General features: G+C 44.6%; 13 protein-coding genes. 5 read left to right on the top strand and 8 right to left on the bottom strand.

The genetic code is table 11. The features are described 5' to 3' along the window. Positions 1-178: 178 nt before the first annotated feature. Positions 179-676: a preQ(1) synthase gene (gene queF, locus MKY16_RS05905; RefSeq protein WP_013309106.1), complete on the top strand. Its 498-nt coding sequence runs from the start codon at positions 179-181 to the stop codon at positions 674-676. A gap of 113 nt (positions 677-789) precedes the next feature. Here the strand turns inward: queF and MKY16_RS05900 are convergent, their stop codons facing one another. From MKY16_RS05900 to MKY16_RS05875, 6 genes are all read right to left on the bottom strand, one after another. After that, positions 790-1,623, bottom strand: a complete 834-nt coding sequence (locus tag MKY16_RS05900) for an AraC family transcriptional regulator (protein ID WP_029516146.1) — start codon at positions 1,621-1,623, stop codon at positions 790-792. 216 nt (positions 1,624-1,839) lie between these two features. Next, positions 1,840-3,219 carry a glycoside hydrolase family 32 protein gene (locus MKY16_RS05895; protein WP_340931546.1) on the bottom strand — a complete coding sequence of 460 codons (1,380 nt, stop codon included), beginning with the start codon at positions 3,217-3,219 and terminating at the stop codon, positions 1,840-1,842. Then, positions 3,212-5,467, bottom strand: coding sequence for a beta-glucosidase BglX (bglX, locus tag MKY16_RS05890; protein WP_340954569.1), 2,256 nt, complete (start codon positions 5,465-5,467; stop codon positions 3,212-3,214). The genes MKY16_RS05895 and bglX overlap by 8 nt, the downstream gene beginning before the upstream one ends. A gap of 18 nt (positions 5,468-5,485) precedes the next feature. Beyond that, positions 5,486-6,892: a sucrose-specific PTS transporter subunit IIBC gene (locus MKY16_RS05885; protein ID WP_069011536.1), complete on the bottom strand. Its 1,407-nt coding sequence runs from the start codon at positions 6,890-6,892 to the stop codon at positions 5,486-5,488. 290 nt (positions 6,893-7,182) lie between these two features. Continuing rightward, entirely contained in the window at positions 7,183-8,952 is a 1,770-nt protein-coding gene (locus tag MKY16_RS05880) for an acid phosphatase (protein ID WP_340954565.1), read from the bottom strand. A 209-nt stretch (positions 8,953-9,161) separates the two neighbouring features. Next, positions 9,162-11,153 (bottom strand): copper amine oxidase N-terminal domain-containing protein, encoded by a 1,992-nt coding sequence (locus tag MKY16_RS05875; protein WP_340954564.1) that lies wholly within the window; start codon positions 11,151-11,153, stop codon positions 9,162-9,164. Between the two features lie 356 nt (positions 11,154-11,509). Here MKY16_RS05875 and MKY16_RS05870 point away from each other — a divergent pair, with 356 nt between their 5' ends. Beyond that, positions 11,510-12,778, top strand: a complete 1,269-nt coding sequence (locus tag MKY16_RS05870; RefSeq protein WP_029516140.1) for an MFS transporter — start codon at positions 11,510-11,512, stop codon at positions 12,776-12,778. A gap of 50 nt (positions 12,779-12,828) precedes the next feature. Here the strand turns inward: MKY16_RS05870 and MKY16_RS05865 are convergent, their stop codons facing one another. Next, the gene (locus MKY16_RS05865; RefSeq protein ID WP_029516139.1) at positions 12,829-13,755 is read right to left on the bottom strand and encodes an EcsC family protein; all 927 of its coding nucleotides are present in this window, start codon (positions 13,753-13,755) and stop codon (positions 12,829-12,831) included. A gap of 133 nt (positions 13,756-13,888) precedes the next feature. On the opposite strand from MKY16_RS05865, the gene MKY16_RS05860 reads away from it, so the two are divergent. Then, on the top strand, positions 13,889-14,365 hold the full coding sequence (locus tag MKY16_RS05860; protein ID WP_340954560.1) for a GNAT family N-acetyltransferase: 477 nt from the start codon (positions 13,889-13,891) through the stop codon (positions 14,363-14,365). Between the two features lie 249 nt (positions 14,366-14,614). Here the strand turns inward: MKY16_RS05860 and MKY16_RS05855 are convergent, their stop codons facing one another. Beyond that, complete coding sequence (locus MKY16_RS05855) at positions 14,615-15,040, bottom strand: Lrp/AsnC family transcriptional regulator (protein ID WP_165144551.1); 426 nt, start codon at positions 15,038-15,040, stop codon at positions 14,615-14,617. Positions 15,041-15,199: 159 nt separating this feature from the next. On the opposite strand from MKY16_RS05855, the gene MKY16_RS05850 reads away from it, so the two are divergent. Both MKY16_RS05850 and MKY16_RS05845 read left to right on the top strand, forming a co-directional pair. Beyond that, complete coding sequence (locus MKY16_RS05850; RefSeq protein WP_165144548.1) at positions 15,200-15,952, top strand: MBL fold metallo-hydrolase; 753 nt, start codon at positions 15,200-15,202, stop codon at positions 15,950-15,952. 76 nt (positions 15,953-16,028) lie between these two features. Beyond that, positions 16,029-16,928: an SDR family oxidoreductase gene (locus tag MKY16_RS05845; RefSeq protein ID WP_069011529.1), complete on the top strand. Its 900-nt coding sequence runs from the start codon at positions 16,029-16,031 to the stop codon at positions 16,926-16,928. Positions 16,929-16,940: the final 12 nt, after the last annotated feature.

Here is a 16,940-nt window from a genome sequence, read left to right as displayed (position 1 = left end):
CACAAAGGAGAGCATTACTCACTTCTATCCCAACCTACACGTAAACGAGTAGGACTTTATGGTGATGACGGCGGTCGGCAGCGAAGCGGAGACTCAAATCATTCGCGGAGCGACCTCCCACCACCATAACTCCCTCTCTCTTTTACCAAACCAACTTACTTTAAGGAGCCTTATCCATATGACCGGAAGAACACCCGAAGAAATGACCGATGTTACCCTGCTTGGCAATCAAGGCACACAATACACTTTTGCCTATGATCCCGCCATTCTCGAAAGCTTTGATAATAAACATCCCTATCGGGATTATTTTGTAAAGTTCAATTGCCCGGAGTTCACCAGCCTGTGTCCGATTACAGGACAACCTGATTTTGCAACCATCTACATCAGCTACATTCCCGATATTAAAATGGTAGAAAGCAAATCCCTTAAGCTGTACCTGTTCAGCTTCCGTAACCACGGCGACTTCCATGAAGACTGCGTCAATATCATCATGAATGACTTGATTAAGCTGATGGACCCTCGCTACATTGAAGTATGGGGCAAATTCACGCCACGCGGCGGCATCTCTATCGACCCGTATACCAACTACGGCAAGCCAGGAACGAAGTATGAACAGATAGCGGAGCACCGTATGATGAACCATGATATGTACCCGGAAAAGATTGATAACCGTTAAGCTAATAACTCTTCTGACATAGCGTAAATATCAAGGGGTTGTCCTAAAGTCATCAAATGACTCAGAGACAACCCCTTCGTTTTACTGAAAGGAGACTGTGCACGCTTGTGGCATTACACATCCAGATCAAATCTTGATTTTTTATATTCATACGGTGTTTTACCCATAACTTCTCTAAAAGCTTTTCTGAAAGATTTCTCGTTTGGAAACCCGACCTCGTAAGAAATTTCTGTAAGTGACTTATTAGTTGAATCCAGTAAATCGATCGCCTTCTCCAAACAAAGAATTTGCTTGTATTCGGTAAACGTCTGGCCTGTATATTTATGAAACATTCGCGACAAATAAGCCTCCGAATAACCGCAGATACGGGCCGTTTTGGCCAAGCTAATATTTTCAGTATAATGCTCTTTAATAAAGTCCATGATTGTCTTTATCTTTTGTTGCTTTTCACTGAATACTTCCGGTGGAATGTCTGTCGTCTGACTAAAATGATTGACAAGCAAATATTTCAGTTCAATAATTCGGCTTTGCTCTAAAATGTAGTCGTATTTGCTTTTGGAAATATGTAGATCATATATATCCATAAACAATCCTCTTAATTTAGAGATTATAGGTTCTTCAACTTGTTTCTCTTGCGTGTTTAAATGGATGATTACTTGTTCATTGGCAAAGAAAGTGTCTGGAAATTGCAGCACTATAACCTGGTTCTCCGTAATGCTCTGCGTGGAATGCGGAACATTGCTGTTAATGAATAGCGCATCCTTTTCCATCAAAATAGTTATTTTTCCTTCATGCCACACCTTTAGACTTCCACTTGTACAGTAGATCAACTCCATATTGCTGTGAAAATGCATAGGAATGACTCTTTCTGTATCTCTGGATTGGAACATAAAAAGGTTAATCATTTTTTTTCTGTCTATTTCGATATGTTCATATATTTTTTTCATCACCACACCTCATCAGCCAGCCATGAGTAATTCATCTGTATTCTATATTAAGGCATAAACTTTTATACTAATACTCATACTATACCGATAGTAAAATGCCCGGACAAGCAGAATCTATTCAACGGACCAAAAATAAAAAAGAAGGCAGTTCTTCCCGCAAACGGGATAATGAACAGCCTTCCTTAACCTGCTTGCAACCCGGCAAGCAAAAAAATGTTACCCTACACATTCCTGCAACTGATACATTCTAACTTCTCCTACATTGTCTCCTGCCTCAAGTAATACATTGCTTTGGTCTGCATCTTCTATGAAATAACGCAGGGAAAACACTTCTTCACCCTCATTCACAAAGATCTCCAGGCTTGAGCTTTCAATGAATATTTGCATTTCTGCAAGCTTATTATTTAATGTTGCTCTTCTGTACTCTCTCTCGCCAGTCAACCAGTTTGTTCTCCAAACGGTCAGACTGTTTTGTTCCTGATCATAGTCAATTTGCACAGCATCCCTTATGATCATTTTAAAATTTTCTGTCAGTAAGGAAAAATCAACAATTAGCTCCGCTTGTGTAGAAGGCAGCACCCACTCACTACTACTTTGAATTTCCCCTTTGTAATGCATGCCATCCAGCCTTAACAATTGTAATTCCGGCAATGGTTTCTGGTACAACACACCGTTCATCAGCACAACTTCTCTAGGAAGTGTTAATGCATGAATCCAGCCCTCCTGAATGGTCGGGACAGCCCTCTCCGCTTCCTCATTCATGGCGCTCATCCATCCGAACATAATGGTTCTGTCATTAACTTTGAATGATTGTGGAGCGTAAAAATCAAATCCTCGATCAAGCTCTTTAAAATCGGAAAGGTCCCCGTTGAATTTGCCTGTATTCGATAATTTGCCAACCATATATCCCGATTGATTAGGATTTTTATAATATTCGCCTCTCTCCGGTAAACCCTGAGGAGAGAAAACAAAAACATCATTTTCGGCAAAATGAAGTACGTCCGGACATTCCCACATATATCCAAATCGGTGGTCATGATCAACAAATGATCCTTGGCATTCCCAATCGGACAAATTTTTAGATTTGTAGATAAGTGTATCTCCAGTCAAATCTTCTCTCTGAGCACCAACAATCAACCACCAGTTCCCGTGTTGGTCTCTCCATACTTTCGGATCTCGAACATGCCTGGTATAACCTTGTGGATGCTCAAACAAAGGACCGATTTTTTGAAAATACTCTCCATCCTCCGAAATCGCGGCGCATTGATAGCTTTCTTTGACTCCATCATCTCGGATTACATTTCCTGTGTAAAACAGATACAGCTTTTCATTATGAACAATGCCCCCGCCCGAATAAATGCCATCCTTGTCATACCATTCCGAAGGCTCCAGCGCGACACTTTTCCTTTGCCAGTGCACCAGATCGCTGGAAACAACATGGCCCCAACATTTATTTTTATGCTCAGTTCCTTTTGGATTCCACTGATAAAACACATGATATTGATGATTGAAATAAGCAAGTCCATTAGGATCATTGAGCAAACCGTAAGGAGGGGTAATATGATATTTCAGGTTATACGCGTCGCTTTTATTCATGCTCATCCTCCGGTAAAAAAACAAAACTAAAACTCAGCAAAATTTCCTGCGAGCTTGACCCGATATAAACATCAAATTCACCGGGTTCACTTTTGTATTGCATTTCACGATCATAAAATTTAAGCATCTCTTCATGAATTGAAAATTCAACATTTTGGGTCTCGCCACTTTGCAAAAAAACTTTTTTAAAGTCTTTTAATTCTTTCACTGGCCTTGCAATACTTGCAAATTTATCGCGAATGTATAATTGGATCGTTTCCTTTCCATCATAAATTCCAGTGTTGGTGACAGAAATACAGATATCAACTGACTCATTTTTCTTCATTTCTTTTTGGCTAATTGTTAATAGGCTGTATTCAAATGAGGTATAGGATTTGCCATAGCCAAATGGATACAAGGGTTCATTCACTTCATCTATATATCGGGATGCAAACCGATAAGAGCCATTTTCCTTTAAATTCGGTCTGCCTGTATTCAACTCATTGTAGGACATCGGAATTTGTCCCACGCTCCGTGGAAAGGTCATGGCTAATTTCCCCGATGGATTGACTTCCCCATACAGTATATTGGCCAGTGCTTCTCCGCCCATCGTTCCTGGATACCAGGCTTGAACAATAGCGTCCACTTTTCCGGCTACTTCGGTAAGAATCAAAGGTCTTCCGCTATAAACGATCAGAACCGTCTTTTTGCCCAGTAAACTTAATTCATGGAGTAGTTTCATTTGCGGCTTAGGAAGCGTCGGGTTCGTTCGTGATCCCCCTTCTCCGCTCTGATAAATACTTTCTCCCAAGGCGAGGACAATGACATCCGCTTCGTTAGCATTTCGGATTGCTTCGCGCAGCAGGGCCTCCTCATCGACTGTTTCAGCAGCCAGCTTGTCCGCATATTTGCCAAGGGCTTCTCTTGCATTAGCAGGAAGCATGTGCGCCCCTTTGCAAACCGAGAGATTGTCGGGATCAACATGCTTTAATAATCCCATTTTCAAATTGACGGTATCCGCCTCATCCCCCTTAATGGCCCACATACCCAGGGTGGAGTTTTCATCTGCGTAAGGACCGATTAAAGCTACTTTGGTATGTTTAGACAATGGCAGCAGTTGATTCTCATTTTTCAGCAAGACGACGGATTCTTCAGCCAAGGACAGCGCGGCTTTTTTATGTTCATCTGACAGAATGCTGTTTCTCGACCGCTGAACGGTTTCCTGTAATCCGCGGAACGGGTCCTCAAACAGCCCCAAATCATTTTTCAGCTTTAAAATACGGTATACCGCTTCATTCAACAGCCCCAGCATATGCTCGTTATCAGATACTACTTTCTCCAATTGATTGGCGTATACTGCTGTCTTCATATCCACATCAACACCAGCCAACAATGCCAGCCTTGCGGCGGAAGCCTCATCTTCGGCATAACCGTGCATGATCAGTTCTTCTATAGCGGCGTAATCCGAGATCAACACACCATTAAAATTCATCTCTCGTCTTAGCACGTCGCGGTTAAGCCACTCGTTTCCTGTTGCAGGAACGCCATTCAGGGTATTAAAGGCCGTCATAACAAGCTTTGCCCCCGCCTCGATTGCAGCTTGATATCCTGGCAAATAATATTCTCGCAGCGTGTGCTCCGACATATCCACGGCGTTATACTCACGTCCAGCGACAGGTGCCCCATAAGCGGCAAAATGTTTGACGCAAGCGGCAATTTTATTCGTTGGTATGATTCCTTCCAAGTTTCTCCCCTGGATCCCCTGAACCATGCTTTCAGCATATTTTTTCGCTAGCAAAGTATCCTCTCCAGGCGATTCCATCACCCGCCCCCAACGAGGATCTCTAACGATATCTACCATGGGGGAAAAGGTCACGTGCACACCTTCGTCATAACATTCCTGGGCAGCAATCGAACCTGCATGTTCTATACTCTCATAATTCCAACTACATGCTTGTGCAATCGGAATCGGGAAGATGGTTCGATACCCATAGATAATATCTGCCATGAACAGCAGCGGAATTTTATGAATCGATTTTTCCAAATAATCCGTTTGCAGTTGGATAATTTTTTCTGGATTAGTGATGTTCAATATGGAGCCCGTGTTATATATATTGTAGCCGGCGTTTAACCCTAATTTTTTTAAAGGACCCGTCACAACAGTGTCTATATCCCCTTCAAAAAAATCACCGGTCAGTTGGATGAGCTGGCCTATTTTCTCTTCTATTGAAAGGCTGTCCAATTTTTTAAGCAGTGTGTTGTTGTCCATGATTCTCCCCACATCATTTTATTTGTGATCTATTTTTTCTTTAAACCCAAAGATCCACGTTAGTGCAAATGCCACAGCAAAGCCGATTACACAAACTAAGATATATATGAATATCTGATTGTTCAGGTACAATAACATTCCCGGTAGGGCTGTGATTGACATGCCCGTTGCTTGAACATTAAATATACGTGCGAAGAAACCGCCAACCGCTCCGCCAATCAAGCCCATCAAGAACGGTTTGCCATATCGAATGTTCACCCCAAAGATAGCGGGTTCTGTAATACCCAATAACGCAGACAAGGTAGAAGGATACGCAATGGATTTGGTTTTTACATTTTTAGATTTTAGACCAACAGCCAATGCAGCACCCGCTTGTGCGCAAATCGACGCTGAACTGATCGGGTTCACCATATTCCAACCATTGCCTACTAACATCTGTATTTCAATCAGGTTTAAGGCATGGTGCAGTCCGGTAACTACAATAATCTGATTGATGCCACCGTAAATAAATCCGCCGATGCCGTATGGTAATTTTAAAATGGCGGTAACACCCATTAATATTAAAGTTTCCACCTCGTGAAAAATGGGACCAATCACGAACAATCCTAATACCAGTGTTATTAATAATGTCAGAAACGGTGTCAGAATTAAGTCCAATGCATCCGGGACTGATTTTCTGATTTTCTTCTCCAGCATCGCCCCCACGACACCTATTATGAAAGCAGGCAAAACCGAGCCCTGATAGCCTGCAATTTTAATGAATCCGAAAAACACTAGTGGTTCCTGAACTTTTTGAGCGACATCCCAAGATGTAGGCAACGAAGGACTTACTAACATTAATCCAATCAATATCCCCAATAGTGGTGATCCACCAAACACCCGGAAGGCCGACCAACATACCAACACGGGTAAAAATGCAAAAGCCGTATCGGTCAATATTTGCGTAAACAATATGAAATTCGCAGAAATATGATCAGGTGTAAGTCCAAATAACTGGAGCAGTGCAGGCTGAGTTACTAAGCCTCTAACTCCCATGAATAATCCTGTAGCTACCAATGCAGGCATAATCGGAACAAATACATCCCCGAAAACACGGATCATTCTTTTGAAGCGATTATCACCTTGAGTGGAGGCCATCTCTTTCAAATCAGCCTTTGATGTAGCAGATATGCTTTGGCCAACCATGGCATCGTATACTTTATTTACAGTACCGGTTCCAAAAATAATTTGATATTGCCCAGAGGTAAAGAAAACGCCCTTGGCCTTATCAATATTCTCAATAAATTCATCATCAATAATTTCTCTATCTTTTACAATCAGCCTCAGCCGTGTGGCACAATGTGCCATGGAAATAATATTGTCTTCTCCGCCAAGCCCTTTAATGACATCTTGGGCTATTTTAACGTATTCTTTTTCAAGACTCATCAGTCTCTTCCTTTCCTCTGTTCCTCTTAGTTAGTCTGAATCATTAAAACGTTGATCAAATAGGCTTCTTAAGAATATCATGACTGCGCTTTCAAACAGCGGGATTATTTTACTACATTAAGGTCAAATTTTGACCTTTTTATATCCTTGATTATAAATGCATACTAGCAACTGGTGCCTGATGAAACAATAAAGTGCACCCCTAGAATACACAATGGAATAACCTTCTGGTTTATCCCCGTGTATTTTAAAGGTGCACTTCAATTGTTGTATAGAGAGTTACTTACGTTTTACTTAGTGAATTTCAACTGAGCACTGTCAGCTGTATAGATAACCTTCACTTTATAATTGCTTGGTAAACCTACCGTTTCAATGGAAGAAAATGCTCCATTTCGTTTAGCATAAGTTAAGATCGTAGCACCATTAGCCGGCACATATTTGTTAGAAAAGTTCAGGCGTAATTTTCCGTTGAGTATGGCTGCTCCCTTTATTTTGAGCACATCATTTTTAGTGCGTAGGTTAAGCTCAAGTGTTCCCTTGGCAGATTGTCTGTAATTTCCGCCAATAATCAGCTTCCCAGAAGCATTTTTAAGAAGAGTTCCCCCGTAATTCGTAATTCCGCCACTTCCGAAAGCCGTGTCCGAAGTTCCCTCCAAAGTACCTTGGTCGATCTGTGTACCACCGGAATACGTATTGTTGCCCATTAGCTTCAACGTACCTGTTCCCTTTTTAGTCAGCTTTCCAACGCCAGAAATATTGTTGCGCCAGCGATCCAATGCATTGAAACCACCTTTGGAAGCGTCCATATTTACCGTCACATTATTGGCGAAAGCACCGTAGCCATCCGCAGCGGAAAACAAGTTCAATCGTCCCCATCCCTCAGCATCATCAAGTACAGGATAGCCGGAAGGAATCCCCGTGGTAGCCAAAACCCAACGACGTTGTGTGCTATCCAGGTAAGGCAAGCGTGTCTCCAATAGTACCTCAGCTCCCTTAGGCACTATCATAGGCGTCGCGGTTGGATTAACCTGACTGAATCCGTATGTTAATCGTTGATTATAATTTTTTTTGTTTGTGGCATAATTGCTGAACCGATCTGGAGCTGTACCTTTTTGAGACAGCAGTTGTTTACGAGCATCCTGATAAGCCGCTTTCTTCAAACTGCTATTGGCTGGATCAGACAGGATAGCAGCAGCCATCGCTGTTGCCATGACACGCCCTCCCATAACATCAAGCGGGGAATGCATACCGGCAACAACACGGTTATTGCCCAGCTCCGAAGCTCGCGTCAGCAGTTCTTGATAACGCTCCGGCACGGCGTAGGCCATAGCAATAGAACTGAGATACGCAGCATTGGTATGACCGCTAGGAAAGCCGCCATCGCTAGTAGCATCAGCTTTGAGAGCGGGAATAAGGCTCGGAACAACTACAGAGTTATCGCTCCAGCGAAACGGGCGAGGATAGCTAAAATAAGACTTAGCCGGGTTCGTCGTAGAGTATTCTCCACGCAAGGTATTTACCAGATTTACGATGTTGCCGAGATTGGAGCTTGTACTCCCAGCATTCGTTCCCTCATCTTCGTATTTCTTAGTCAGGGCATCTGCCGGAATGTCGTTGATTGTTGTCGTGGCACCTGCATTCTTACGATATACATCAGTGAGCGAACCCAGCCCGTCGATCACACTGTAGCTCTGGTTTCTGCGATCATCCAAATAAGCCGCATCGGCCTCACTGGAAGTGCGACGGGCAGCGATATCAATCACTTTTTGAATATTGGCGTCCAGCACGCTGCTGTTTAGCTTGGTACCTGTATCCCAGGTAGCGCCGGGAGTCCAAAGCTTATTAAATTCGGAGAGCAACCCGAGAGTCGGATTAGAGCTTTCCGTCTTATTTGCAGAACTATTATTTTTATAATGATCTACGAAATATCCCCACGACGGTTCTGTTGGAGTTACCGCTGTTGGTAGGGTTGCTGCACTCGCATAACTTCCACCCAGGGAACCTAGAAGTAAGGGTAAAGATAGTAATGCAACTGATAATGGTTTCCTTAGCGATTTCATTCTTAAATCAGATCCTCTCTTCTCTTGTGCTCTTCATACTTTCTCTACGGAGCTATTATCTATATAACAAGATGTATGACATAAAGAATCATATCTTAAGTTTGTTAAATTAAGAGCTTAGTTTTGTTAAATGAAAAAAAGGCATCCCAAGATTCGTATATACGAATCTGGAGATACCTCTTTCAAACCGTTATAGAAAATCAGCTACCCTACAGCCATACTTCTATGACTTTGCCATTTACGAAAGCTACTGCCTTGAAATAAAGACTACGATTGCCGTATACCCAGGCTTCGATTTGAGTTCCGTTTGAAGCAGCCCCCTTTTCTCTGACTGTTGGGCTTCCCCATGCGAACTGCACCTGCGTCGTATTCATGCCCAAGCTTACCTCGTTATTTTTAATCTTGTTCCAGATGGCTTGCGACCATTGGTATTTGTTGTACGGATCGTAAGTTAGAAATTGATCGGAATCAGACAGCATTTGTGGAATGCGTGAAGCTCCGATAATGGAAAACGTGTCATAAGTTTCGCCATTAGCCCCCTGGAAAATAACTTCGTAAGATTTAACACCGTTCGGGTCTGTGCTGACTTCGATGTCTCTAACTGTTACCTTGCCAAATCGCTCTCCAGCGTTATAGAAGTTATTGACCCAATAGGTTTTGCCAATTAATTTGGACAGACTACCCAGATCAATGGCTTTGATAATTTTAGCCGTTTCCGGCGTCTCAATGACCAGCTTGGTAGCGCCCACAGATAATTCGCCTTGCTGACGGTCACGATTCCATTTGAATCCGCCCAACTTCAGATCGGTCAGTAATGTTCCCGGGAATACAACCTGTCCGTTAACCGTTTGAACCTTGCCCTTCAGTGCAACAGGTTTACCATTCACTATCGCGGTGGAACTCCCTTTTTGGAGTACGATATTGTTTTTACCCAGCTTGATCGTAAATGCCTGGTTTGCCACGGTAACAGATCCACCCAGCGTCTTGAACACAGACTGCACAGGCAAATACACACTGCCGTTTAGTATAGCCGCCCCGGTCAAGGTTTGGTCAGACGATACCTTTAGTGTAAAAGAAGAGGGTATACCTTCGTTCCGCAGAGATACGGCTGTGCTGCCAATGCCCCTTACTTTGAGTGTACCGGAACCATTCTGCTGTAGCTCGGCAACCTGTGGTTTCTCCACTTCAATCTCACTAGCTTCGGGATGACGTGTTAGTCGATAACCGTTCGAATACGTCTCTTGTACATTTAATTGAATCGTATCGCCGATGGCAGCCTCTTTGGAGGTCGTCAACAAGGACATACCCGTTAATGTAGGCAAACTTAGCGCAGTCGTGGTTCCGTCCTTATAGCCGACCCAAGAGCCATCCTTTAATTGTGCAAAAAGTTCGTCAGGCGAATCAACCAACCTTGCAACATTAGATAATCCGCTAAGTTGCACCGCAGGATATTTTTTCAGCCGATCATAGCTCCATACCGTCCCGTCGCGATGTACAGTAATCAAGACATGTGTACCTTTTTTCCACAATATCGAAGTAATATCACTTCCCACTTCACGTGGCGGTTCATTGGTCAGCATATCCAGCATCGTGACATGACCATCTTCCTTAAGTATTGCAGCATACGCCGTACTCATTTTGATATCAAGCGCACCATCTACATGACCTATCTTGCGGGGCTTAGATTCTGCGTACCCTGTGGAATACCATACATCACCGGATCGAGTAAGAACCGTAAAGTAGGTACTTACCTTATCACCGTCTATAGCATCCGATATTCCCTCGACCTGTTCTCTTCCCCAGGAGATCGTCCCATCGGTTTTAATAGCCAGACCCTCTCCGGTAATCTCCTTTACTCCTGAAGATTGGGTCGTCACTTTTGGGTCGGAGTTATCATCCCAGATGGCTACCTTCCCGTCCTCAGTCCAGCCATAATAACCTTGACTCTTGTCTTTGCTGCCTGTAATGCCCTTCAAATTCAATTTCTCAATAGCCGGGCCATCTATACTCTTTCTCCATAAAGAACCATCATCCAGTATGTAGTTATTCCGGTCGATCACGTCTATAATTTTAGCATTTTTCCAAGTGTTGTTCGTCGTTACATTTGCCGCTACTGCTGTTTCTCCAGTGTTTAACGTAGTTCCCACCACCGCTCCACATACCACGGATACTGCCAGCAAAATCATCCCTGCTTTTCTCATCGTGATTCCCCTTTTCTATCTCTATTTCCATATCAGTAACTTGCATAATTCCATTCCCAACGCTCAAAAATACAATATATAAACGAACTAGATCGCTTCGATCTCTATATTACTGATTTGAAAGCCTTTTTGGGATTGATACAAAATACTCACATATATATCGGTTTTGAGGATGGTAAATGTTTGAATTTCGATATGCCATTTTAGAAATTCTAACTAAATGGAGCAATGAAGAGTATCCAGCAGGATGGGCAAGCAGTAATGAGTAAAGGTGGCCTTCATCCCACTTTCAGCCATTTGCTGCAAACGGATCGCTTCCTATATCTTAAAATATACATACATATTCGGAGGTTGCCATGACTAGTAAATCCGCTACAAAAAATGAAACGGGCCAATCGCTCCCCCTCCCAGGGCCGCAAGTGAAAGGCACCGTTTTTGCGATTCTGATTGCGATCAGTTTCGTCCATCTGTTCAATGACTCGATTCAATCGGTCATTCCAGCGATCTTTCCGATCTTAAAGGAATCTATGAGCCTGAACTACACGCAGATCGGCTGGATTTCATTCGCGATCAATTTTACAGCTTCAATCATGCAGCCTGTGATTGGCTTGTTTTCGGACAAACGGCCTACGCCCGCTATCCTTCCCATCGGCATGGGCTTTACGCTGACTGGCATGCTGTTGCTCGCCTATGCTGCCGATTATAAAGCGGTGCTGATCGCAGTCATCTTCGTGGGTCTGGGCTCGGCTGCCTTTCACCCTGAAGGCTCGCGCGTATCCCATATGGCGGCCGGGCCGCGGCGGGGATTGGCACAATCCATTTTTCAAGTTGGCGGCAATGCGGGCCAATCGCTGGCGCCGATGCTCACGAGTTGGATTTTTATCCCGTTAGGACAATTCGGTGCGATCTGGTTCACAGGTATTGCGGCAGCGGGAATTGTGGTGCAATCGTTCATCGCACGCTGGTACGGTAACGTCCTACGTACAGAAGGCATTGCACGCAAAAAAGCGGTGGCACGCCGCATGAAGCCCGAAGTGCGTAACCGCGTTATGTTTGCCATGATTGTCCTCATTCTACTGGTATTCGTCCGTTCGTGGTACTCGACCTCGGTCGGAAGCTACTATTCGTTTTACCTGATGGAAGTATTTAAAATGCCATTGGCTGATGCACAGCTTTACATTTTCCTGTTCCTCGGAGCTGGAGCGCTGGGCACCTTCTTTGGCGGTCCGCTGGCGGACCGTTTTGGTAAACGCAATATGATTTTCCTGTCCATGGTATTAGCTGCACCACTCGCGCTGGCACTACCTTATGCTAACCAATTCTGGACGGCGATCCTGCTGGCAATTATCGGATTTATTATGCTGTCTAGCTTTTCGGTCACAGTCGTATATGCACAAATGCTTGTGCCTGGTAAAATCGGGACCGTGTCTGGTCTCATTACGGGCCTGGCTTTTGGCCTTGGTGGTGTGGGCGCACTCGTACTCGGCAACTGGATCGACAAAGTAGGCATCACCCACATCATGTTCCTATGCGGCTTTTTGCCACTGCTCGGCATCTTAACCTTCCTGCTTCCTACAGATAAAACCCTGAACCGCTGGGCGGAAGAAAATGGAGCCGAAGTGTAACAGGCTAACGTGTGGCGGCCATCCTGGCCGCTGCACACCTTTATAGCCAACTAACGTGATTCCTCACTCTCTACTTCTGCCAAACGCATCACAATCCGACGCTTCCGATACAGCATTTTCCCTGCTTCAGCTACATCACTAATAGCACTTCGATTCGCGATAGACCCGAACAAAATGCCCGCAATCGGGACCATTTGAAGCAGCTTTTTCCATCCAAACTGATCACGATAGGTGTTAATGACCTCTCTCCATCCCTGCATCTGGGAAAAAACCTGTGCCTGACGTGAAGGATCATCGAACAAAGCCAGCTCCTCTAATACGGCCTTCTTCCCCACAATATCGGATGAAGCAAATTGCATACATTTAATAATAAAAATGCGTTCCTGCTTATCATGGGGATTAAAGCCATAGCACAAGGCTATTTCCTGAAGCACTTTGAGCGACAAGCCGAGCAAAAGAGGAATATCCGCCGCAATCGTAAACACACCACCAATCCCCGTTGTTGCTCCCTGAGCGGTGGCAAAGGTAATGCGAGCCGATGTCATATCGTCGGCAGTCCGATCCATGATGGTTAGCGGGAGCTCAGCCGCCTGCTTCAACTCCCACATAGGTTCGACACTATGTTCTGAATCAACGTTTTCCCCGGCACGAGGCAGGTCCTGCGTATCCGAAGCGGAATCTGCACCATTTTGCTGAATGACATGTTCATGGGCCGTCTTTTTCAGCCTGTTCAGAACCGTTTCTTCCTTCACCAAATATTTGCCGCCGTTCTGAATGAAGCTACCCAACTCGTTAAGGAGTTGCTCCAGCTTGTCTTTAATGATTTTGGGCGTCAGCCGATCCAGCAACATAAAAGGCCATCTGCCGATTTTTTCCCAGAAAAAAATGTCCTTCTGTTCCTTCTCCCATTTTTCAATATTCTTCAACTCATGACGCAATACGTCCTGGCTTTCCCGATATTCTGTAAGCTGCTTCATAAGCGTAGACGTCTCCTTTTGACTATGCTAGTTTATGTATGGGTAATACGTAAGCAAGGCGAGTTCAGGTTTCTTTTTTTAGCAAACTAGATGATAAAGAAAGTTAAAAATCCATACAGATCGGAGTGTAATGATGAATAATGTAGAGCTTGTCCCTTACCATTGTGGGCATGATTCCATTTTACATACCTTCTACTTACCTGAGGAGCAGAAGCAGTTTACTGGAATGCCGGATGAAATGCTCATACTGGCCAAGGAAGATCCGCACCGCCATCCTGTCGTGATTACGGCTACTAGAAGACCCGTTGGATTTTTCATTTTATACAATGGGGATGAATTAGCGGACTATACGAATACTTCTGAGGCACTGCTGCTACGCGCGTTCTCTATTCATTACGCAGATCAGGGACAAGGATTCGCCAAAAAAGGGCTGCTTCTACTACCACAGTTCATCGCCAGACACTTCCCACATATTCGCGAGATTGTACTGGGCGTCAATGCCCGTAATCTGTCTGCCCAAAGTCTGTATCGCAAATGCGGCTTTATAGATGAAGGTGACACTAAAATGGGTCAACACGGCTTGCAGCATATTTTTAAAATGAGCCTATAAGAGGTTGTTCAAAAAGTCGTCTTTCCATAACGAAGCTATTCAAGAAGCGGATTCGACGTCGAATCTTGAATTCAGCCGGGCCTTCCGTTGCTCACGTAGATCTGTCTACGCTCCGCTACTCTGTCCCTAGCTTCATCCAACCTTCTCGGTCCTGAAAAGCCGTTTTTTTGAACACACACTATAAGTTGACCTCGATAGCCCTCGCCCAAATAGAAAAGCTTTCGGCACCAACGCCGAAAGCTTTTATCGTTAAATCTCACCAATTGAAAAACTCAATTTGTAATTACCAAACTTCGTAAGCTCATCCAGCATGGTATTTAACTCTGTCTGTGAGGACATGCGCACCCGCATCCAATAACAGCCCTCCCCACTCACCCGGTGGATTTCAACAATATAGGGATGCTCCCGTGCAAAAGCCTGGAAAGCACTGTGAGTCGTTCCTGAATTCAAAAAAACCGTAATAAAGGCATGAATCGTCTGTCCAATTTTTTCAGGGTTCCAGCGCAGCGTATAGCCTTCGATAATGCCCGCATCCTGCATTCTTCGAACACGCGCCCCTACGGCTTGGCCTGTCAAATGAACAAGCTGGCCGATCTCCTTGTGCGATAAAGAGCTGTCTTCAATTAAATGATGAAGAATGCGCAGATCGGTGTCATCAGGTGCGAATAGTTCCATAGTTATTTTTCCTTTCATGATGAAACGATAATGCTGATTTTCCTTTCAGCAAACCGTAGCCTGTAGCTCCTTGCGTCAGATATGATTGTAACAGAAACAATGAACTACCGAAAATACACTTGGTCAAAAATAACATTCATCACAAAGGAGCTTTCATATATGAAAATCACACTAATCCGTAACGCAACCTTATGGCTGGAATACGCTGGAATAAAATTTCTGATCGATCCGATGTTGAGCGATGCTGGCGCAAATCCGCCGGTCCCCAATACGGAAAATGCCCGCCGTAATCCGCTGGTTCCCTTGCCGCCACAATGGCAGGCACTCGGACAGCCTGACGTTGTCATCGTCACACATTTACATCCCGATCATTGGGACCCGGCAGCAGTACGCTGGTTGGACAAACAAATTCCTGTCTTCTGCCAGCCCGGAAATGAAGAACAAATCACTGCTGATGGTTTTACACAGGTTACCCCGATTCCGTTGGCTGGTTCTGTGGGAGAAATTGAGATTATCCGTACAACCGGGCATCACGGCACCGGAGAAATCGGGGAGCAGATGGGACCCGTATCCGGCTTTGTTTTTCAGGCACCAGGTGAACCTGTCGTCTATTTGGCCGGGGATACGATCTGGTGCAGTGAAGTCGCGGAAACTCTGGATAAATACCGTCCTGACTGGACAATTGTGAACGCTGGAGGAGCACGGTTTACGGTAGGTGATCCCATTATTATGACTGCCCAAGATGTAACGGCGGTAGCACAACATGCCCCTTATACACAAATCGTGGCTGTCCACATGGAAGCAATCAATCATTGTCTACTAACTCGCTCAGAGCTTACGGAACATATCAACCGTGAAGGTTTAAAGGGGCGCGTCCATATTCCGGCAGATGGAGCGACGGTTTCGGAGTAAGGCAATCGTCCTGAGTCACCGTTTGCGCCTATTTTGAATATATTGGATTTCAAAACGTATAAAGAAGGGATTATCGATGAATTGGCAATATCCTAATTACGGTACAGAAACCCAATGTAAAGAAGTTCCGATTACTTTTCCTCCCCAGCATCAATATAGACAGCCGGGGTTGGAATACCTAATGGTTCCACGCCCTATTTATGATAATCCAAAGTATATCGGCACTGGAAAGCTTCAGGATCGGGTGGCTATTATTAGCGGTGGGGACAGTGGTATTGGTCGCGCGGTTGCAGTGGCATTTGCCAAGGAAGGGGCCGATGTGGTCATTGCCTATCTCGATGAGCATCGAGATGCTATGGAAACCCGTGATGTCATTCACAGGCTTGGCCGACGTTGTTTGTTAATTCCGGGGGATCTAAGGCTAAAAAGCAACTGCTGTCTGGTTGTTCAACAAACGATGGAAACCTTTGGTCGTATTGACATCCTGATTAACAACCTAGGTATTCAGTTTGTGCGCGAATCGTATCTGGATATCAGTGAGCAGCAGCTTCGTGATACGTTTGATACGAATATTATTTCCTTCTTCCATATGACTACAGAAGCATTGCCGTATATGCGGGCTGGGGCCAGCATCGTCAATACGGCATCGGTGACAGCCTATGTGGGTCAAAAGAATATGATCGATTATTCAGCTACCAAAGGAGCTATCGTCAGCTTCACCCGCGCTTTGGCTAATAATCTGGTCGATCAGGGTATTCGCGTGAATGCGATTGCTCCCGGTCCGATCTGGACTCCGCTGAATCCGGCCACACAGTCGCCTGAAGTCATTCGCACCTTCGGCAGCAATACACCAATGAAGCGTGCCGGGCAGCCTTATGAATTGGCTCCTGCCTATGTGCTGCTGGCTTCGGATGACGGTTCCTACATTACAGGCCAAACGCTGCATATAAACGGCGGCCAAATGGTCACCACTTAGTTTCGTTGGCTG

This window comes from Paenibacillus sp. FSL L8-0641, assembly GCF_038006265.1.
GTDB lineage: Bacteria > Bacillota > Bacilli > Paenibacillales > Paenibacillaceae > Paenibacillus > Paenibacillus polymyxa_D.
Note: the sequence above shows the minus strand (reverse complement) of the source record. Positions and strands in the feature narration are given on the sequence as shown.